The 20,975-nt window shown below is 37.4% G+C and carries 21 protein-coding genes and 1 pseudogene; 19 read left to right on the top strand and 3 right to left on the bottom strand.

The genetic code is table 11. The annotated features are described in order from the left end of the window. Positions 1 to 395: 395 nt before the first annotated feature. From KW850_RS24620 to KW850_RS24615, 3 genes and pseudogenes are all read left to right on the top strand, one after another. A complete protein-coding gene (locus tag KW850_RS24620; protein WP_218350393.1) occupies positions 396 to 1,001 on the top strand; it encodes an exonuclease domain-containing protein in 606 nt (201 codons plus the stop codon). Positions 1,002 to 1,083: 82 nt separating this feature from the next. Then, complete coding sequence (locus tag KW850_RS33515; RefSeq protein WP_256358427.1) at positions 1,084 to 1,209, top strand: hypothetical protein; 126 nt, start codon at positions 1,084 to 1,086, stop codon at positions 1,207 to 1,209. Positions 1,210 to 1,410: 201 nt separating this feature from the next. Next, positions 1,411 to 1,811 (top strand): annotated as a pseudogene (locus tag KW850_RS24615) (VOC family protein). A 66-nt stretch (positions 1,812 to 1,877) separates the two neighbouring features. On the opposite strand, the gene KW850_RS24610 reads toward KW850_RS24615, so the two are convergent. The 3 genes from KW850_RS24610 to KW850_RS24600 form a co-directional block, all read right to left on the bottom strand. Beyond that, positions 1,878 to 2,306, bottom strand: coding sequence for a VOC family protein (locus KW850_RS24610; RefSeq protein WP_218350392.1), 429 nt, complete (start codon positions 2,304 to 2,306; stop codon positions 1,878 to 1,880). A 194-nt stretch (positions 2,307 to 2,500) separates the two neighbouring features. After that, complete coding sequence (locus tag KW850_RS24605; protein ID WP_218350391.1) at positions 2,501 to 3,025, bottom strand: DinB family protein; 525 nt, start codon at positions 3,023 to 3,025, stop codon at positions 2,501 to 2,503. 106 nt (positions 3,026 to 3,131) lie between these two features. Then, positions 3,132 to 3,497 carry a VOC family protein gene (locus KW850_RS24600; RefSeq protein WP_218350390.1) on the bottom strand — a complete coding sequence of 122 codons (366 nt, stop codon included), beginning with the start codon at positions 3,495 to 3,497 and terminating at the stop codon, positions 3,132 to 3,134. A 192-nt stretch (positions 3,498 to 3,689) separates the two neighbouring features. Between KW850_RS24600 and KW850_RS24595 the strand changes: the two genes are divergently transcribed. From KW850_RS24595 to KW850_RS24520, 16 genes are all read left to right on the top strand, one after another. Beyond that, a complete protein-coding gene (locus tag KW850_RS24595; RefSeq protein WP_218350389.1) occupies positions 3,690 to 3,917 on the top strand; it encodes a hypothetical protein in 228 nt (75 codons plus the stop codon). Between the two features lie 521 nt (positions 3,918 to 4,438). Further along, on the top strand, positions 4,439 to 4,885 hold the full coding sequence (grpE, locus tag KW850_RS24590) for a nucleotide exchange factor GrpE (RefSeq protein ID WP_218350388.1): 447 nt from the start codon (positions 4,439 to 4,441) through the stop codon (positions 4,883 to 4,885). Positions 4,886 to 4,980: 95 nt separating this feature from the next. Further along, positions 4,981 to 6,189: a tetratricopeptide repeat protein gene (locus tag KW850_RS24585; RefSeq protein WP_218350387.1), complete on the top strand. Its 1,209-nt coding sequence runs from the start codon at positions 4,981 to 4,983 to the stop codon at positions 6,187 to 6,189. A 176-nt stretch (positions 6,190 to 6,365) separates the two neighbouring features. Continuing rightward, positions 6,366 to 7,199: a BglG family transcription antiterminator LicT gene (gene licT, locus KW850_RS24580; protein ID WP_218350386.1), complete on the top strand. Its 834-nt coding sequence runs from the start codon at positions 6,366 to 6,368 to the stop codon at positions 7,197 to 7,199. A 360-nt stretch (positions 7,200 to 7,559) separates the two neighbouring features. Continuing rightward, positions 7,560 to 9,425 carry a beta-glucoside-specific PTS transporter subunit IIABC gene (locus KW850_RS24575; protein ID WP_218350385.1) on the top strand — a complete coding sequence of 622 codons (1,866 nt, stop codon included), beginning with the start codon at positions 7,560 to 7,562 and terminating at the stop codon, positions 9,423 to 9,425. A gap of 96 nt (positions 9,426 to 9,521) precedes the next feature. Further along, a complete protein-coding gene (locus KW850_RS24570) occupies positions 9,522 to 10,964 on the top strand; it encodes a glycoside hydrolase family 1 protein (RefSeq protein ID WP_218350384.1) in 1,443 nt (480 codons plus the stop codon). A 287-nt stretch (positions 10,965 to 11,251) separates the two neighbouring features. Continuing rightward, positions 11,252 to 11,422: a hypothetical protein gene (locus KW850_RS24565; RefSeq protein ID WP_218350383.1), complete on the top strand. Its 171-nt coding sequence runs from the start codon at positions 11,252 to 11,254 to the stop codon at positions 11,420 to 11,422. Positions 11,423 to 11,458: 36 nt separating this feature from the next. Then, the gene (locus KW850_RS24560) at positions 11,459 to 11,656 is read left to right on the top strand and encodes a hypothetical protein (RefSeq protein ID WP_218350382.1); all 198 of its coding nucleotides are present in this window, start codon (positions 11,459 to 11,461) and stop codon (positions 11,654 to 11,656) included. Positions 11,657 to 11,853: 197 nt separating this feature from the next. Continuing rightward, complete coding sequence (locus KW850_RS24555) at positions 11,854 to 13,254, top strand: hypothetical protein (protein ID WP_218350381.1); 1,401 nt, start codon at positions 11,854 to 11,856, stop codon at positions 13,252 to 13,254. A gap of 20 nt (positions 13,255 to 13,274) precedes the next feature. Continuing rightward, complete coding sequence (locus KW850_RS24550) at positions 13,275 to 13,679, top strand: VOC family protein (RefSeq protein ID WP_218350380.1); 405 nt, start codon at positions 13,275 to 13,277, stop codon at positions 13,677 to 13,679. Between the two features lie 319 nt (positions 13,680 to 13,998). Next, positions 13,999 to 14,403, top strand: coding sequence for a globin domain-containing protein (locus KW850_RS24545; protein WP_218350379.1), 405 nt, complete (start codon positions 13,999 to 14,001; stop codon positions 14,401 to 14,403). A gap of 203 nt (positions 14,404 to 14,606) precedes the next feature. After that, positions 14,607 to 16,214, top strand: a complete 1,608-nt coding sequence (locus KW850_RS24540) for a glycoside hydrolase family 13 protein (protein WP_374226387.1) — start codon at positions 14,607 to 14,609, stop codon at positions 16,212 to 16,214. A 496-nt stretch (positions 16,215 to 16,710) separates the two neighbouring features. Next, entirely contained in the window at positions 16,711 to 18,021 is a 1,311-nt protein-coding gene (locus KW850_RS24535; RefSeq protein WP_218350378.1) for an ABC transporter substrate-binding protein, read from the top strand. Between the two features lie 194 nt (positions 18,022 to 18,215). Continuing rightward, the gene (locus tag KW850_RS24530; RefSeq protein WP_218350403.1) at positions 18,216 to 19,076 is read left to right on the top strand and encodes a carbohydrate ABC transporter permease; all 861 of its coding nucleotides are present in this window, start codon (positions 18,216 to 18,218) and stop codon (positions 19,074 to 19,076) included. Continuing rightward, positions 19,076 to 19,891: a carbohydrate ABC transporter permease gene (locus tag KW850_RS24525; RefSeq protein WP_218350377.1), complete on the top strand. Its 816-nt coding sequence runs from the start codon at positions 19,076 to 19,078 to the stop codon at positions 19,889 to 19,891. Before KW850_RS24530 ends, KW850_RS24525 begins: the two co-directional genes overlap by 1 nt. A 55-nt stretch (positions 19,892 to 19,946) precedes the next feature. Beyond that, positions 19,947 to 20,960 (top strand): LacI family DNA-binding transcriptional regulator, encoded by a 1,014-nt coding sequence (locus KW850_RS24520; protein ID WP_218350376.1) that lies wholly within the window; start codon positions 19,947 to 19,949, stop codon positions 20,958 to 20,960. Positions 20,961 to 20,975: the final 15 nt, after the last annotated feature.

Below are 20,975 nucleotides of genomic sequence, written 5' to 3'. Positions count from 1 at the left end.
AAGCGCGCGAAATTTTGATGGTTTGGAAGGGGGTACCCCCTTCCAAACCATCAAAATTCATAAAAGCTGAAAAACATTGTAACCATAGGAAATACAATTTACACAAAATATAGGACTTGACTCTCTGGGAGGTTGACAGTGCCCGAAGACGTGGAAAAATGTCGGTCGCGGTCCCTCTGAGAGGTTGACAGTGCCCGAAGACGTGGAAAAATGTCGGTCGCGGTCCCTCTGAGAGGTTGACAGTGCCCGTAGTCGAGGGAAAATATCAGTCACGGTCCCTCTGATGAGGGCCTTTCTTTTCGGGATTCACATGAAGGAACTTTTTGGAGATAGAGTACCATTGCGACCTTTGGTATAATGGGAATAAAGTTTAGGATTAAGGGATGGTCATTGAGATGAGATCTGAAAAATTGGGTTTGGTATTAGATGTTGAGACAACCGGTTTAGGTCCGACCAAGGATGAAGTAATTGAGCTTGCCTTAAAATTATTTTCCTATCGGGCAGATACTGGCGAGGTGATCGATATTATCGATGAAGATTCCTTTTTGCGTGAGCCGCTGTCCCGTACAGCTAGGAACAATTATGACTCAGCCTATCGGGTTCATGGTATCCCTTACGAGTTAGTTCAAGGGAAAAGCTTTTATGATGTAAAAATCAAGACATACTTCCATCGTGCCGATTCGGTGTTTGCCCATAATGCTTCCTTTGACAGAAGTTTTCTTTATCATATGTATCCGGAAGTCAACGACCTGAAATGGTATTGCACCATGAGAAACATCCCTTGGAAAAATTACGGCTTTCCAAATGGAAAATTACTAACCCTATTACAAGCACACAATATTACAGACTACCAAACACATAGAGCACTAGACGATATTACATACTTATTGGAACTGCTCAAAAAAACAAGTCCGAACGGTAATCTCTATCTTCAAGAAGTGCTAGAAAAGGCACCAATGCGAAAATATCAGCCTGCCGTTTCGCGTTCAAAAATGGGTTAAAAAACTAATCAGAACTTGATTAGTTTTTTTGTTAGGTTGTCAATAATGGTAGGAACTGTACAAGAGGGAAGGTTGTTGTCTAATGTTTATTATCGGTGCAACACAAAAGGTTTTAAAAGAATTGCAGTTTGCAGTAACGGACGATGTAAAGATTTCTAAAAACCTAAATGAATGGCATTTAAATCTATTTAAGATTGGTCACTATTAAGAACGCAGTTCCAATTGAATTAAATAAATTTAATAATAAGCTCATATATAAGCCAATAAACTATCAAAAGCCTAAAAAATATATGAAAGAACAAATTCTAGAAGTATTTTCCCAGCCTATTTAAATTTATGATGATAGATTTTGGGATATTGACAACAGATAGACGATGGAAATCAGCCAATTAAAGGGAGGATGTTTACAATGTCAAAAGTTACACCATTTTTAATGTTTCAAGGAAATGCAGAAGCAGCGATGAATTTTACATATCTTTAATTGAAGACTCAGAAATAACCAATCTTACTCGTTATGGGGCAAACGGACCGGGCGAAGAGGGAACGGTTATGCATGCATCCTTTTCCCTTAAAGGTCAGGAGTTCATGTGCATTGATAGTAATGTAAAACATGAATTTACGTTTACTCCCTCGTTCTCCATCTATATTACTTGTGATACAGACGAGGAAATAAACCGACTATATGAAAACTTATCAAGTGGAGGTGCCTTATTAATGCCGTTAGATAATTACGGCTTTAGCAAAAAGTTTGGCTGGGTAGTGGATAAATTCGGTGTTTCTTGGCAGGTAAATCTACCTTTAGAAAATTAATGGAACTAAAAAAAGCCCGGTCACAACTGGACCGGGCTAATCTATTTCTTTGGTGTATGTAAGATTTTAATGTTGCTTGCCCTCAGTGAAGATTTGGAAACTTACGCCAAACTTATCTGTTAAATTGCCGTATGCAGGGCTGAAAAACGTTTCTTGAAGCGGCATGGTTACTTGGCCGCCTTCTTGTAAGGCTTCAAAGAATTTATGTGCTTGGTCTGCGTCGTTTGTTGAAATACAAATGGTAACTTGATTTCCGATTTGATGCGGCTGGCCAGGGAATGTATCAGAAAACATTAGTTCGGTTTCGCCCACTTTAATCGTCGCATGACTTACAAGATCTTTCGCTTCAGCAGGAAGTGGGAATTCCGGGTTTTCTGGCATTTCTCCGAAAGATTGAGTAAAGAGAACTTGTGCATCTAAAGCCTTTTCATAAAATTGAATCGCTTCCTTCGCATTTCCATTCATCACTAAATAGGGAATCAAACGTACTGTCATAATCAATCTCTCCTCAATTTAAAAAGTATTTTTCGAGATCCTCATCGGATATAACTGGACAATCTATTTAGAGCGTCCCACTTCTTATTATTACCGATATTTTCATTATAAAACAAAGAACAGGTGTTCGCAATCTTTATTTGAGCAAAATTAAAGCCCGTGAGATTAGATGATTTCACGGGCTTTAATTTTGTTTATTTCAATATTGGCAGATATCTTTCAGTAATAATATTGAAATGGTGGAGTGCATGGCCTGCAATAATATAGGCGATGGCACGGGCGGTGACTTCATTGTTATTGGCAAAGCCAATGTTTGCCCAAGCATCTTCCGGCATATTTTGAAATAAAGTAAGCGTAGCTTTTCTAGTTGCTATAAAATCCTCAAGGATATTTTTGATCGGTAGATTGTTGATCTGTGAGCTTTTTACATAATCGTTCTCGTTAAAACCAGCTAGTGCGGTCTTGTCTCCCCGTCCAACCCGGAGCAGACGATAGCTCATAATTCTTTCCGTATCTGCCATATGACCAAGTACTTCTTTGATGCTCCATTTATTTTCTGCATAACGAAATAGGCCATCTTCCTCTGAGAGCGACTCAAAAAGCTCAATCGTTTTTACCAAATTCTCTTTCACAATTGTTAAGAGATTATCTTCCGAAACTAGATTTACATACGGTGTATAATATTCTGGGTACTCACCATCTAAAGGACGTTTTAACATGTTATTTTCTCCTCTCTACCTTTCATGACATCATTCTCCCCATTTTAAAGCTATGAGGGATGGTTAGAACTTTATTCGTAATTTCAACGACATCCTTGTATCTTTCTTATACTTCACTCATTAAAGCATGGGTGTTTTCTTCTGTATCTTTAAAAAATGTCATCCAGGTTTCTGTTTGGCCAACTTTTGCAACGATGTGCGGTTCGTCGATAAAGTTGACACCTTTTTCAATCATTTTTTGGTATGTCTCTTTAATATTCTCGACATGAAAATAAATGACCGAACTGGAGTGAGCGAATTGTTCATTCTCAGGTAAGCTTAAAAAAAGGCGAAGGCCATTGCATTCAAAGAAGGCCATCGTATCAGTATTAAAAAGTAGCGGTAAATCTAGTAAATCCTTATAAAAATAAATGGCTCTATCCAAATCCTTTACAGGAACACCGATTTGTCCTACTTTTTGAACGTTACCCATGATTATAACTCCTATCAATAAATAAGATTGAATTTTTGCATAACTACCCTAGATAATATTAACACAAATGGTAATTAGTTGATACCATACTAAATGAAACTGGATAATTGAATTTCAAAAAGTGTACGGACAGTTTGTTGGCGAATTCATATGATAAATAGATAGTAGATATCATTTAAAGGGGGAGAAAGAATGGATTTTTTCTTGGTAGGAATCGTCTATTGGCTACTAGTTGGCGCAGCTGCACTGCTGTTTGTTATCGGTGTTTGGAAGAAATCATGGAAAGCATTTTTTTGGAGTGGGATTGCCCTTGCTGTCCCAACCATATCAGTATATGTCGGTGGTGCCGAGGGTTGGTTTAGACTAGCTGGCCTGCTGCCGCTTCTTTTGTGGGGACTTGCTTTTTATACAAAAAAATAGCTTTTATATGGAATTCCAAATTAAAGAAAAGAATATTTTTATAAAATCATAAATAAATTTTTCTAATTTGTGCTTTCTAAAAAGAAAAAGAGAATGGCATATGGATGAGAAAAGATAAAATGATTTTACTCGTTATCATGATATTGCCTTGGTTGTCGATGTCGTTCATAGGGAAACGGACAATCAAGCGATTTTATCCTAGAGCCTTCTTCAAAAACTATTCTCATAGATGACACACTATGTGAAACAGTCAGTATTTGCTGTTTTCATAGGGTGTTTCTTTTTTTGGGCTGTGTTAAAGTTGCCTCTGATCTGAGTTCCATGCGCTTCGGTTTCCTTGGGCTTTGCGGGGAGCCTCCTTGGCTCCAATTAACATAGTAAAAAAATCAACAATGACCTTTAACACAGCTTTTTTTAATTAAATTCGAGAAAAGATAAGGGATGTACATCATATATATCACCATGACCGTTTAAAAAGATAAAGAAAACATTGAACCAGAAACACGGGAGGGATGCGAACGGTGACCACAGAAAGTACGTACATTCAAGAGTTTAGAAAAATGCTGCAAGAAATAAAGCCAATCACGAGGATGGATTCCGAACCTGAAAAGATTGGGAAAGACCGGCAACAGAAAGTGAATGAACTCATCCATTTAACCATCCAAGCGGTCGATGCGATGGATTTAATATTACAATCAGCTCTTAAGATGAATCTCAAAGAATGGGGAGAACAGATAGAAGTAATCATTAATGATTACCTCAAGATACTAGAGTTGCAAGGAATTGAGGAAATTAAATCATTAGGCCAATTTATTAATGGCGATACGATGACAAGTATTGGAACCATACCAGAGAGCTTCCAAGCAGAATTACAAAAGTTCCAAGTATTTGGGGTTCACGAACGTGGTTTCCGTGATAAACATACAGGAAAGCTTATCCGTGAAGCAAAAGTCATCACCATTTATTAATCCACATAGGGGGTTTTTAAAGTGTCTTTATTAAGGTTCAATTCAGGAATGGTAAAACTAGACAAGTTCATGTATTGGGTTTTGAGGAAGATCTGATGGAGGTTCTATCGTATAATCTGGCCATTCAATCCTTACAGGTGGAGAGGTATGACGAGGCAGTCATTATTTTAGAATCGATTGTTAACGAATATCCCTTATGGAGTGAAGCTAGCTGGGCGCTAGGGGTAGTTTATGTTCTTGCGGGATTCCCATATCAAGCAATGAAACAATGGGACAACGTACCAGATGCTAACCTTCTTATTTATAAACAAATGGTTGAGGAGAAAATTCCCCTCTATGATGAGCTTTACCTGAAATACAATCAGGCACTTCATTTCGCTCAGTCCGGAGGAGTCCATAGGGCGAAAAATATTTTTCATGATCTTCTTTCTTTTCAAACGCAAATTCCTTTACCAGTTGATTTTTACCATGCCTATTTATTGACTTTGATTGTTTCAGGGGAAGAAGAAAGTGTATCACAAGCATTAAATCAGTTTCCGCTTTATGTAAAAAACAGTTCAGTCATTCGCGAATTGGAACAAATGTTAGATAAACATCAGTTAACTGAACCGGTTGTTACGGGAAAAATATCCTTCAATAAGGGGTGGCCAAAGCGTCTTTTCATAGGTTCAAGTTTGGTAGCTTCTTTATTAATTGGAGGGGTTGGTGTACGGGTTTTCAGCCAACAAAAAGAAATAAAAGAAACGAAGCCAGGGATTGAGCAACATGGAAGTATCCACAAAACAGACACTTTTGAAAAGGAAATAGCGGTTGTATCAAAGGAACAGAGTGGTGGGCAACAAAAGCAGCCGAAACGAAATGACACCAAAAGTCTTGGGGATTTTGACAGGATAGATTCATCTCCTATTGCTGGTTTAAGCAATTATCGAAAAGGGCTAGCAGCATTTAGAAATAAGGATTACAAGACGGCAGAGGCGCAAATGGAAAAGAGTCTATCACTAATGCCAAATGAATATTTTTCAGATGACGCCTTGTTCTTTTTAATTGAAGCGAAGCAAAGATTGAATGAGCAGGAAAACATTTTCTTCTTTTATGATCGCTTTCTTTCCGAAACTAGTCAGCACTATGTCTTTTCACCATATAAGGATGACCTGCTGCTCGGTAAAGCAAAGAAATTGATTGAGGCTGGAAATACCAAAGCTGCTATGTCCTTGTTGAAAAAAATTCTGACCGATTATAAACAAGAGTGGACCTCAATAGAGGCAGTATTACTTATGAACCAAATTAAAGCAGGTGATAAATAGAAGGAAAGGACCTTGGAACCAAAAACCATTGCAAGGTTTTTTAAAAAATGATAATATTTGAATTAACTTTAATTTAATAGGATTGTTACTGTTAAATCAGGCAAAACCTAAAACTAATATTGTCTTTATTAGTTTTAGGTTTTTTTTTATAAATACTTCCAAAAAAGGTGATTTATATGAAAATCGCAAAAGTGATTAATAATAATGTTATCAGTGTTTTGGATGCGCAGAATAAAGAATTAGTGATAATGGGCCGGGGGATCGCTTTTCAAAAGAGACCCGGGGAAGAAGTGGATGAAAGTAAGATCGAGAAGACCTTCAAATTGGACAATAAAGATGTTTCAGAAAAGTTTAAGACGCTATTATATGATGTTCCATTAGAATACATGGATGTTTCGGAAAGAATCATTTCCTATGCCAAGGAAAAACTGGGAAAGAAGTTAAATGACAGTATCTATGTATCATTAACGGACCATATTACTTTTGCCATTGAGAGAAACAAAAAGGGGTTATTGATCTCCAATGCGTTATTATGGGAAATCAAAAGAATTTATAGTGACGAATTTGCGATTGGCTTAAAGGCGATCAAAAAGATCGAAGAAATGCTTGGGATTACTCTTCCTGAAGATGAAGCTGGCTTTATCGCCATGCATATTGTGAATGCTGAGCTCAACGAAGAAATGCCCAATGTTGTCAGTATGACAAAATTAATACAAGATATCCTAAACATTGTAAAATATCATTTTAAAATCGAAATTGATGAAGAATCTTTGAATTATTTCCGGTTCCTTACTCATTTAAAATTTTTTGCGCAACGCCTTATTAGTGAAAAAAACTTGGAAAGTCCAGACGATTATCTTTATGACATGGTGAAAATTAAGTATCCAGATGCCTTTGTATGTACCGGGAAAATAAAGGAATTTATCGAAAAGGCACATAATCATAAAATAACGAAGGAAGAAATGGCGTATCTTACTATTCATATTGAAAGAGTAGTTAATCGAAACTAGATAAAATTTTTATAAAAGAAAGCGTTGACATGAAATGAAAGCGCATGCTAGTATGGACTTATAAATTAATATTAATTGATTAGGATTGTTACTGATTATGCAGGCAAAACCTAAATTGTGATGTCATATTTTTATGGCGTGCAATTTAGGTTTTTTTTATTCTCTTTGAGAGGCAGATGTACGATCGTAAGTTACTGGCCAAAGCTTCCGATTGAATGAGCGGCTTCTTCAAAACTTAATAATAGCAAAACAGGATTGTTACTGGTAAGGCAGGCAAAACCTGAGGAGCTCGAGTTCTGATTTTTTGTGGACTCCTGCTGCTCAGGTTATTTTTTTTTAATAAATAAGGAGGAATCTCACATGAATTACAATAATTCGGCTAAAGAAATAATTGAACTTGTCGGCGGAGAAGAAAATGTTCAACATGTGATTCACTGTATGACAAGGCTTCGCTTTAACTTACATGATAAAAGTAAAGTAGACCGAAAAAAGATCGAAAAAGTAGCTGGAGTTATGGGGACAAATATTAGCGGTGATCAATTTCAGATTATTATCGGAAATGATGTTCCAAAAGTATATAACGCAATTTTAGGAAACAGTTCCATAAAAGCAGATAGCCATGGCAAGCAATCAGGAAAAAATAAAAATGTGATCAGTGCCATCTTTGATGTGATCTCAGGTGTGTTTACCCCAATTCTGCCAGCCATTGCTGGTGCGGGGATGATCAAAGGGCTATTAGCGATTGCCCTTACATTTGGCTGGCTTTCTGATAAGAGCCAAGTTTATACAATTTTAAATGCGATTGGTGATGGTGCCTTTTATTTCTTGCCTATTTTACTAGCAGTTAGCGCAGCAAGAAAATTTGGCAGCAACGTTTATGTGGCAGCAACCATTGCAGCAGCACTTTTACATCCAACTTTAACAGCTTTATTAGGTTCAGGTAAACCGGTTGCCTTCCTTGGATTACCTGTAACCGCAGTCACCTATTCATCAACGGTTATCCCCATCTTATTAGCTATTTGGATTGCAGCAAATGTAGAAAAATGGGTGGACCGTATTATTCCAAGCATGTTTAAACTGATTCTTGTTCCAACGCTTACGATCTTGATTGTTGTACCTGTTACCTTAATTGCAGTTGGACCACTTGGTTCAGTAATTGGAAACTGGCTTTCATTAGGAGTTGGCGCATTATTCGAACATGGTTGGATCTTTGCAGGTTTAATCCTAGGCGGTACATGGTCATTAATCATTATGACTGGTATGCACTATGCATTTATTCCAATTGCAATGAACAATCTTGCAACAAAAGGCTACGACGTGATCTTGCCTTCTATGTTCATGGCCAATTTGGGCCAAGCAGGCGCCGCATTTGCTGTATCCTTACGTTCTAAAAACAAGTCTTTTAAGTCTCTTGCGATGACAACAAGCTTAACAGCCGTTATGGGTATTACCGAACCCGCAATGTACGGGGTGAACATGCGTTTGAAAAAGCCTTTTATTGGCGGATTAATTGGAGGCGCTGTTGGAGGAGCCTACTATAGCGCAGTAGGTGTAAAATATTTCATTATGGGTGGTAATGTAGGTTTACCAGGCATTGCGTCCTTTATCGGAGAAACTTTTGTATGGGCCGTTTTAGGATTACCAATTGCTTTCGCGGCCGGAGCGATTGCAACTTATCTTATGGGGTTTGAAGATGTCGAAAGTGAAGATGAAGCGGATACATCTGCAACAGAAGAGAAACCAGCAACTTTACATTCAGATTTAGTTGTTGCAGCAGAACAGTTATACAGCCCAATTAAAGGTCTAGTCAAACCACTAAGCGAAGTGAATGATGCCACGTTCTCAAGCGGGATCATGGGTAGAGGATTCGCTATTCAACCAGAAGAAGGGAAAGTAGTCTCTCCAGTAGCTGGAAAAATAACAACCATTTTTAAAACAAAGCACGCCATTGGCATCACAAGTGATAATGGCGCGGAAATTCTCATCCACGTTGGGATCGATACAGTGAAGCTTAATGGTAAACATTTTACATCCCATGTGAAGGATGGGGAATTTGTTGAAGTGGGAGATACACTAGTAACCTTTGACTTAGATGCGATTAGGTCAGAAGGTTATGACTTAATTACACCAGTTATCATCACAAATCCGGATCGATATCAATCTATTAAGCCTGTCAAAGAAGGCAAAGTTAATAGCAGTGAAGCATTCATGGCATTACTAGTGTAGGTTCATAAGGGGGAAATCTTTCCCCCTTACATATTCCAATATATAAGCATTAAAGACTTTATCTACAAAACTATAAAACTTATGAGGTGAAATAAAATGACAACAAATGAAACAAAATTTCCAAAAGGATTTCTATGGGGCGGAGCTACTGCTGCTAACCAAATGGAAGGCGGATTTTATGAAGGTAATAAGGGGTTAAACATTGCAGATGTCTTACCAGGTGGAAAAGAGCGACTCTCCATTCTGCAAACTCCTGGTTTTAATTTTGAAATCGACAAAGAGAAGTACAGCTATCCAAATCATGAGGGCATTGATTTCTACCATCGTTATAAAGAAGATATTGCTCTGTTTGCCGAAATGGGCTTCAAAGCATTCCGGATGTCGATTGCGTGGACGCGGATTTTTCCGAACGGCGATGAGTTAGAAGCAAATGAAGATGGGTTGGCCTTCTATGACCGAGTATTTGATGAATTACACAAGTATGGTATTGAGCCTGTTGTAACCATCTCTCATTATGAAATGCCGGTTAACCTAGTAAAAGAATATGGCGGCTGGAGAAATCGCAAGGTTGTGACTTACTTTGAACGATACGTAAATGCTATTTTCAATCGTTACAAGGATAAAGTGAAAAACTGGATGACATTCAATGAAATCAATAGTGGTTTGGTCATGCCGATCATGGGTCTTGGGTTCTCGATTCATAAAGAGGAAGACAAATATCAGCCAACATTCCAAGCATTCCATCATCAATTTGTGGCTAGCGCGATTGCTGTAAAAGCATGCCACAAAATCATTCCTGATGCAAAAATTGGTTGTATGATTATCTTTGCGCCGGTTTACTCTTTCGATTCGAATCCAGAAAACGTTATGCATGCCCTGCAAGAAGAGCGTTTGTTTAACCATTTCTGTGCGGATGTACAAGTGCGCGGCGAGTATCCTGCATTCATAAAACGCTATTTTAAAGAACATAATATTGAATTAGAAATTCAAGAAGGCGATTTGGAGATTATTAAGGAAGGTACTGTCGACTATATTGGTTTCAGTTATTACATGTCTCGGACGGAGAAGAAAGTAAAATCTGAGCTGGAAGCATCACAAGGAAATATCATCGGCGGAGTGAAAAATCCATTCCTTAAAGCAAGCGATTGGGGTTGGGAAATTGATCCAACCGGTTTACGCATTAGCTTAAACAAATTATATGACAGATATCAGGTTCCATTGTTTGTCGTGGAAAATGGGCTAGGCGCATATGACAAGGTTGAGGAAGACGGTTCGATCAATGATGATTACCGTATAGATTATTTACGTGAACATATCAATGCCATGGGTGAAGCGATTGAAGATGGCGTTGAACTAATGGGCTATACCAGCTGGGGCTGCATAGACTTAGTTAGTGCGTCATCAGGTGAAATGTCCAAGCGCTATGGTTACATTTTCGTCGATAAACATGATGATGGCAGTGGTACATTAGAACGCAAGAAGAAGAAGTCATTTTTCTGGTATAAAGATGTCATTGCTACTAATGGAGAAAAACTGTAACGAAGAGAAAAAGCGTCGATAACCCTTGTGGTTATCGGCGTTTTTGTATAAGGATGTTTTCTGAGATATGGTTTCTCTTTTGATTGAAAATATGTTATCAACCATCAATCGTTAACACCAGCTCCCTTACTAAGGTCACAGAAACTAGGATTTTGTCCTTCATAAGCGGCATGAAGGACAAAAGTGGGAGCAAGAATAAAAGATTTGTCCATCATAAGCGGTATGAAGGACAAAAGTGGCCGCAAGAATAAAAGAATTGTCCATCATAAGCGGTCTGAAGGACAAAAGTGGCTGCAAGAATAAGAGAATTGTCCATCAGAAGCAGTATGAAAGACAAAAGTGCCGCAGGAGCAAGAGAATTGTCCATCATAAGCGGCATGAAGGACAAAAGTGGGAGCAAGAATAAAAGATTTGTCCATCATAAGCGGTATGAAGGACAAAAGTGGCTGCAAGAATAAAAGATTTGTCCATCATAAGCGGTATGAAGGACAAAAGTGGCCGCAAGAATAAGAGAATTGTCCATCATAAGCAGTATGAAAGACAAAAGTGCCGCAGGAGCAAGAGATTTGTCCATCATAAGCGGTATGAAGGACAAAAGTGGCCGCAAGAATAAAAGAATTGTCCATCATAAGCGGTCTGAAGGACAAAAGTGGCTGCAAGAGCAAGAGAATTGTCCATCAGAAGCGGCATGAAGGACAAAAGTAGCCGCAAGAATAAAAGATTTGTTCATCAGAAGCAGTATGAAGGACAAAAGTGGCTACAAGAGCAAGAGAATTGTCCATCAGAAGCGGCATGAAGGGCAAAAGTCACCGCATGAACAAGATTTTTCAAGTTTCTATCAACTTTAGCATGATACAATTAGTATAAATTGTTAATATGGGGTGAAAGCGTGAATCCATCTAATATAAACACTATCTCAAGATCCACCGAAATCGATTTAAAAACTATCCTTAAAAATGAAAACAAAGAAGAATTAATTAGGATTATTCTTGACCTATCAGAAGATTTCCCCGAAATTGAAACACGTTTGCTTTTTAAATACACTCCTCAAGTAGATGAAATTTCATCAGCTAAAAAGCTTATTACAGAATCTATTAATCGTGAAAAAAGAAAAGGATTTATCGACTGGCGACAGGTGGGACCAGCGTTACAAGGTGCAGAATTGACACTCCAAAAGGCAGGGGAAAAAGTAGAGAAAGGTGAATGGGAGAGTGCGGTGTTATTATCACTTGTTGTCATGACGCCAGTTGTAAAAATGTTCAATTTTGCTGATGATTCAAATGGATCTATCGGTGAGGTTATGAATTGGGCGATAAATACAATTGATGATGCAGTTATTTCCAGTATGCCATATCTGAATGAAAATGAGAAAAAGGGTCTTTTTCACGCGATTATGAAAGAAGCTGTAAAAGTACATTATGATGGCTGGAGTGATTGGCGATATGATCTAATAAAAATTTGCACCTATTATTCTCCTCGTAAAGATTTGAGAAAAAAGTTAGAAAAACAGCTGGAAACCCTCTTTTTGAAGACAGATTCATCGTGGAGTGATAGATTTGAAAAAAAACAAATTAAATTGCTTCAGCTCGAAATTATTGAAAGATGTGATGGTGGAGACGCTGCTGATACATTTATTTATGAGAATATCCAATATAGCGAATTTCGTGAAAAGGCTATTGCTAATGAACTAGGAAAAGGCGATTACAAGAAAGTGATTCAACTTTGTCTAGATGGAGAACAAGCAGACACCGAATATCGAGGCCTTGTCCATCAGTGGCAGGAATACCGATTTCAAGCCTATGAATTGCTTGGAGATATCGAACAACAAAAGCAGCTGGCGAGAGAACTGTTATTCAAAAATGAATTTTCCTATTACTTAAAACTAAAAGAGTTATATGCAGCAAGCGAATGGGAAGCAACATTGAAAAAAATTGTTGCAGATTTTAATAAAATGGATAACCAGCCCTCCGCGTACCTTTCTATATTAAAAGAGGAAAATTTAACTGCTGAACTTTTAAAATATTGTCAAAATTATCTCCCAGCTATAACCGATCTCTATCCATATTTAATTAAGGAATACTTAGAAGAGGTAAATGACCTTTTTATAAATTATATTGAATACGCTGCAGAGGAAGCTACGGATCGAAAAAAATATCGTACGGTTTGTTCCATCATAAAAACCTACAAAAAAGCCTGTGGAACGGTCCAGTCACATAAGCTAATTGGAAAATTAAGAGAAAAATATAAGCGCCGGCCTGCGTTTATAGAGGAATTGGGAAAAATAAGGTAAGCCATAAGGAGATTGAAACCATGCTGCATCATTTAGAGATTTATGTTTCCAACCTCAGCAAATCAAGTGAGTTTTGGGGTTGGTTATTAACAGAATTAGAATACAATCCCTACCAGAAATGGGAATCAGGAATCAGCTGGAAACAGGGCGAAACCTATCTTGTTTTTGTTCAGGCGGAAGAACGTTTTTTGGATGTGCCTTACCACCGCTCACGGGTCGGTCTAAACCATCTTGCTTTTCATGCTGTATCCAAAGAACAGGTTGATCAAATAACAACGCAATTAAAAGATAAAGGGGTAAACATTCTTTATAAGGATATCCATCCATTTGCAGGCGGGGATGATCATTATGCTGTTTTTTTCGAGGATCCAGATCGAATCAAAGTAGAGTTAGTAGCACCGAAAAAAGTAAACACATCCAAATAAAAGGGGCTTCCCAGTTATGTGCTAATTCGCCAGATGTTAATTTTGGATTTTGCTTATCTTCTGTCATCATTTGTTCCTTCCTTATACGGTTTTATTGTGTTCAAGTTAACGGTTTAGATACGTTTTATTAGAGATGATAAGGGCACGGAAAAATAAATAGGCATCTCTTGGATATACATACTCATTTCAAAAAAGTTGCTCGTCCTTTTTAGAAAGGGATGGAAAATTATGCTTGGGCCCATATAGTGTGATTTAACTCACGAAACGCCATCCGGAATTTCTTTATAATTAGTAGAAATCAGGGGAAAATGAAAAGTGGATGGTGACGAAATTGGACTACAAATTTAAGACGCTGTATGCAGAAATTGGCGGGCAGAAAACGATTGATAAACTCGTAAATGCCTTTTATCCGCGTGTATATGCTGACCCAGAGTTAAGACCATTGTTTGAAGGGGATATGGAAGAAATTAAGCGGAAGCAGCGGATGTTCCTCCCGCAATTTTTAGGAGGACCAGCCCTTTACAGCCAGGAATTTGGCCCGCCGGCCATGAGAGAGCGGCATCTGCCATTTGAAGTCACGCCAAGAAGAGCAACATGCTGGCTCCGCTGCATGAAAGAGGCATTCGAGGAAATTGGTCTTGATCAACAACCTGCAGGACTTGCCTTTTATGACCGTTTAACTCAGGTTGCGGGCATCATGGTTAATAGCCCTGATCATGAATAATTAAATGTATATAACTATAAATCCTTACTTGCTTTTTACGCTGGTGAGGATTTTTTAAAACAATTATTGATGCAGGAAAGATTAACCCATGTTTTGATTTTGTGGTATAGTGTGGTTGTTTATAGTTAGGAGGGAAACAATTGAATTTGAATGATCAGTGGTGGAAGAAAAGTGTTGTATATCAAATATATCCACGAAGCTTTATGGATTCAAATGGTGATGGAATTGGTGATATCCAAGGAATCATCGAAAAACTTGATTATTTAAAATTATTTGGTGTTGATGTCATTTGGTTAAGCCCTGTTTATGATTCACCTAATGATGATAATGGCTATGATATTCGTGATTATCAACAAATTATGGATGAGTTTGGCACGATGGCTGATTTTGATCATATGCTTGAAGAGATACATAAACGAGACATGAAATTAGTCATGGATCTCGTTGTGAATCACACCTCAGATGAACATGAATGGTTTATCCAATCTAAAAAATCGAAAGATAATCCATACCGTGATTATTATATTTGGGGTGAAGGTGAAGAAGGAAAAGAACCGAATAATTGGGGGTCATTCTTCAGCGGTCCTGCCTGGGATTATGATGAAACCACAAACGAATATTATTTACATTTATTTGCTAAAAAACAACCTGACCTAAATTGGGAAAATTCAACGTTACGACAGGAAGTATACAACATGATGAAATTTTGGCTGGATAAAGGAATCGATGGCTTTCGAATGGACGTTATCAATATGATTTCAAAACAACCAGGTTTACCCGATGGGGTGCAAGCGGAAGGTCAACTATATGGTGATGGCAGTCCATACTATATGAATGGACCAAGAATTCATGAATTTTTAAAGGAAATGAATCAGGAGGTTTTATCGCAATATCCTATTATGACGGTAGGCGAAATGCCTGGAACAACACCAGAAGATGCCATTCTATATACGAATTCTGAGAGAAATGAAGTCAATATGATTTTTACCTTTGAGCATATGGACTTGGATAGTGCGCCAGGGGGAAAGTGGAACTTAAAACCATTAAATCTGGTGGACTTAAAGGAAAACCTGTCAAAGTGGCAAGTGGGTTTGCATAACAAAGGATGGAACAGTTTATACTGGAATAATCATGACCAGCCAAGGATTGTTTCCCGTTTCGGCAACGACCAACAGTATCGTGTTGAATCTGCAAAAATGTTAGCTGCCTGTCTACACTTCATGCAAGGCACCCCATATATTTATCAAGGGGAAGAGATTGGAATGACCAATGTGAAGTTTAACTCCTTAGCTGATTACCGTGATATTGAAACGCTGAATATGTATCGAGAACGGAAATCATTAGGTTATTCACATGAGGAAATCATGACTTCGATTTACGCAAAAGGCAGAGACAATGCACGAACACCAGTTCAATGGGATGAAACTGAACATGGAGGCTTCACCTCGGGAACCCCATGGATAAATGCCAATCCAAGGTACAAAGAAATCAATGTGAAAAGTGCATTAGAAGATCCACAGTCGATTTTTTATTTTTATCAAAGATTAATCTCGCTCCGAAAAGAAATGGACATAATCGTCGAAGGAGATTTTCGACTCTTATTAAAGGACAATCCAGCTTTATTTGCCTATGAAAGAAAGTGGAAGAGCGAAATTCTTCTGGTTTTATGTAATTTTAGTGAGAACGAGTTAATCATTGACGATGAAGAACTTGTTAATAGACTTCCAAAATATAAAATGCTCCTTTCCAACTACGATGGTCAAGAAGCCAATGCACTACGTCCATTTGAGGTAATTGTCCTAAAAAAATAAATATAATTGCGAAAAAGCATCAGAAACGACTGATGCTTTTTCACCCTTTAGAAAAGATAGTTTTTTAAAAAAATGATTGCGCATACATTTTAAAGTGTGCTACTATGAATCTATCGATTAGTGCAAACGTTTTCGCTAACGATATATAAAAAGTATAGGGGGTATTAGTAGAGATTACTGTAAAGTAAGGTAAATTTTTATTGAGAAATAACGTTTTTACAGTTTTTCTGCTATTTCGTGCAAACGATTTCGTTGGAACCTAGTGATTTCACTATTTCTAAGATTATTAAAACAGTTCAACATACTAAAAAAATTATTTTTATTTATTCTTTAGTGCAAACGATTGCATTAAAAAGCAGTATTTTAAATATAATTAGTATGTTTAAGGTTTTCTTAGAATATCTAATTCACGCTAGAACATAATAAAATCAACTATGTTTTCCCACGGTTGCACACACTTTTAGATTCATAAAAATTGTAAGTATGGGGGTAAATCATGAATAAGAAAAAATTATTTTCTGGAGTTGGAGCTGGTCTTCTTTCATTAAGTCTCCTTTTAACGGGCTGTAATAACGCTGATAAAGGTGACGGAGCTAAAGAAGGATCAAAAGGCGGAAATGTTACATTAGATGTATTCCAATTCAAAGTAGAATTCAAAAAGCAATTTGAAGATGCGGCAAAGAAATATGAAGACTCACACAAAGGCGTAAACATCAACATCACAACTGTTGGTGGTGGAGAAGATTACGGTGCAGCTTTAAAATCTAAGTTTGCTTCTGGTAAAGAACCAGCAATTTACAACATCGGTGGACCACAAGACGTGGAAGATTGGCAAAAGAAATTAGCTGACCTTTCTGATACAGAAGCATCTAAAAAGGCATTAAAAGGAACACTTGACGGTGTAACAAAGGATGGAAAAGTATTAGGTTTACCATACAACCAAGAAGGTTATGGCTTCATCTATAACAAAGCTGTATTCGAAAAAGCTGGCATTGATCCAAAATCAATCAAGAGCTTTGCAGAACTTGAAAATGCTGTTAAAACTTTAGATTCTAAGAAAAAAGATCTTGGTCTTAAAGCAGTATTTGCACTTCCTGGTAAAGAAACTTGGGTAACTGGTTTACACTTATCCAACGCTTTCCTTGCGCCTGAATTTGATAACAATGTACTAAATGCATTCAATGCTAAGAAGGTTGACTTTAAATATGGTGATGCGTTTAAAAAGGTTCTTGACCTTCAAAACAGCTATTCTGTACAACCAACTGTAAGCCTTGACTATGCTCAACAAGTAGAAGAATTATTCTCACTTCAAAAAGTAGCAATGATCCAACAAGGTAACTGGGCATATGGCTCAATTGCTGGTATTGATCAAGATTTTGCTGATAAGAGCATTGGTTTCTTACCAATCCCTGTTGAAGGCTACAAAGAAGATGCCATTCCTGTTGGTATCCCAATGTATTGGGGTGTAAACAGCAACAAGGACAAAGATACACAAGCAGAAGCTAAGAAATTCTTAGACTGGTTATACACTTCTGACGAAGGTAAAGAAATTGTTCTCAACGACTTTAAATTTATCCCTGCTTATGATGGCTTTGATGCATCAAAAATCAGTGATCCACTTTCAAAAGAAATTTATCAATATGCTCAAGACGGAAAGACAATCGGCTGGGCATTCATGGGCTACCCAACTGGCTGGGGACAAGATACACTTGGTGTTCAAATCCAAAAATATTTGAGCAAAGAAGCTAAGTGGGAAGACGTAGTGAAGACGTCAAAAGAAGCTTGGGAAAAAGCAAGAAATAAATAATCCCTTTTGAAATTTATATAATGGGTCCTTCTTGATAAAAGCAGGACCCATTATAAATTAGTAGAGAGGCAAGCGGCTGGTTCATAAGGGGGGATAGGTTAGTGTTAGGGTTTTCTTATCAATCAGCCCCTTTTCTTTCAAGAATTTACTAACTTATAAAAATTACAAATATCACATTGGAGGTTTTTCCCATGATGCGTACTCGGGATATATCATATTGGTTATTTTTAGCCCCGGTTCTTTTAGCATTATCTATGGTTGTTATCATTCCATTGCTCTTTGGGGTCTATTATTCTTTTACAAACTGGAATGGTATTGAAGTGGGCGGGTTTATCGGCTTTGAGAATTATTTGAATGTTTTTAAAGATAAGGAATTCTTAGATTCATTATGGTTTACTGTAAAGTTTACAGTTGTATCCATCATTCTTATTAACTTCTTTGGGCTTGCATTAGCACTTATTGTTACATCTAAAATTAAGTCAAGTAAGTTTTTGCGTACAATCTTTTTCATGCCAAACCTGATTGGTGGATTAATTTTAGGTTTTATCTGGCAGTTTATTTTTATCAAAGTATTTGCGGGTATAGGAAATTTATTTGGCATTGAAAGCTTAGAAGGCTGGCTTTCTACGACTCAAACCGGTTTTTGGGGCTTAGTTATCCTAATGAGCTGGCAAATGGCTGGATACATTATGGTTATTTATATCTCATACCTAGAGGGTGTACCAACAGAATTGATCGAAGCGGCTGAAATTGATGGTGCGAGCTCATTACAGCGCCTAAGGTTTATTGTATTCCCGTTAGTTGCACCTGCATTCACAGTTAGTATGTTCTTAACATTGTCGAATACTTTCAAGCTTTACGACCAAAACTTATCATTAACAGCGGGTGGACCTTATAATTCCACGCAAATGGTCGCAATGGAGATCTTCAAAACGGCATTTGGTGAAAGTGAAATGGCTTATGCTCAGGCTAAAGCAGTTATTTTCTTTCTCATCGTTGCAGCTATTTCCTTAACACAAGTGTATATCAACAAGAAAAGGGAGGTTGAAATGTAATGGGAAGAAAATATAAATTGCCGCTTGAAATCCTTGGTGTATTATTAGGACTGTTATGGCTGTCTCCTTTTTACTTAATGCTTGTTAACTCCTTTAAAACAAAGAGAGAAATCTTTTCAGACACGTTAAAATTACCGGAAGTATTTACTTTCGATAACTATATCGAAGCATTTAACGAACTTACCTTTTTAAAAACATTCATGAACTCAGTTATTATTACACTAGTAAGTGTAGCCATCATCATTATCTTCTCATCCATGGCTGCCTATGCTTTATCTAGAAATAAAAGCAAAATGAGTACGGTTATTTTCTTTATGTTCGTCGCGGCGATGCTAATTCCGTTCCAATCCGTTATGATTCCGTTAGTTACGATTTTCGGGAAAATAGAATTGCTTAATCGTGTTGGAATTATCTTTATGTATTTAGGCTTTGGTGCGAGTTTATCTATTTTCTTATACCATGGTACTTTAAGCGGGATTCCAAAATCTTTGGATGAAGCAGCAACGATCGATGGAGCCAATCGTTTTCAAATCTTTTGGTACATCATTTTCCCGATGTTAAAGCCAATTACTGTAACGGTTGCGATTTTAAATACGATTTGGATTTGGAATGACTACTTACTTCCATCTCTTGTTATTAACCAAGAAGGAATGGAAACTATTCCATTGAAAATGTTCTTCTTCTTTGGTGAATATACAAAGCAATGGCATTTAGCACTTGCAGGATTAACAATTGCAATTATTCCGGTAATCATTGCTTATTTCTTTGCACAAAGGGAAATTATCAAAGGAATTTCAGAGGGTGCTGTAAAATAATTTCTATTTTATAATAAAGTAAAAATGAGCGATTTATTGGTATTAGGGGGAAGTAATGGTGGTTACAATTAAGGATGTGGCAAGGGAAGCAAATGTGGCACCTTCGACTGTTTCAAGGGTAATAGCTAATAACCCGCGAATCAGTGAACAAACGAAGAGACGTGTAAAAGAAGTGATGGAACAATTAGGATACTATCCTAATTTGCAAGCACGTAGCTTGGTTGCTAAAACAACTCAAACCATTGGAGTGATCATGCCGAATTCGGCCTACCATGCCTTTCGAAACCCATTCTTCCCTGAAGTATTAAGAGGAATCAGTATGTATGCCCATGAAAGTAAATATGGCATTTACCTTTCTACAGGGTCAACCGAGGAAGAAATCCACGAAGAAGTCATGTCGATGGTAATGGGCAGACGTGTGGATGGTATTCTCCTTTTATATTCACGTGTCAATGACCGGACCATGAACTACCTTGAAGAAATTGGCTTTCCTTTTACGGTAGTTGGGAGGCCAAGTGTGAATGAAGAGAGAATTACCTATGTCGATAATGACAATATTTTTATTAGTAAACAGGTAACCAACTATTTAATTGAGCACGGTCATAAAAATATAGCCTATGTTGGAATCAACCCAGATTTTATGGTGACTGTTGACCGAATTAACGGATATAAATCAGCACTTAAAGAAGCTGGACTTACAGTTAATGAGGCGTATCTCGTTAATGAGGAGATGGTCAATGAACAAGGGATAGACGCCATTTGTTCGCTTATGAAGCTTAAGGATCCTCCAACAGCGTTGGTTACACAGGATGATTTAATGGCGTATGAAATCATTAGCCATCTCGAGAAATTAAACATAATAGTCCCTGAAGATATTTCTGTTGTTGGCTTTAACAATCTCTCGTTATCTGAGCATTCAAGGCCTCCATTAACTTCTGTGGATATCGGTACGTTTCAATTAGGACGTGTTGCTACCGAATGTTTAATTGAAAAAATCGAAAATCCTGAAACGTTGCCAAAACGAATAACGATACCAACAAAGCTAATTGAACGGAAATCTGTGCTGTAAAAATAAATTTTGAAT

Source organism: Bacillus sp. sid0103 (assembly GCF_019219025.1).
Note: the sequence above shows the minus strand (reverse complement) of the source record. Positions and strands in the feature narration are given on the sequence as shown.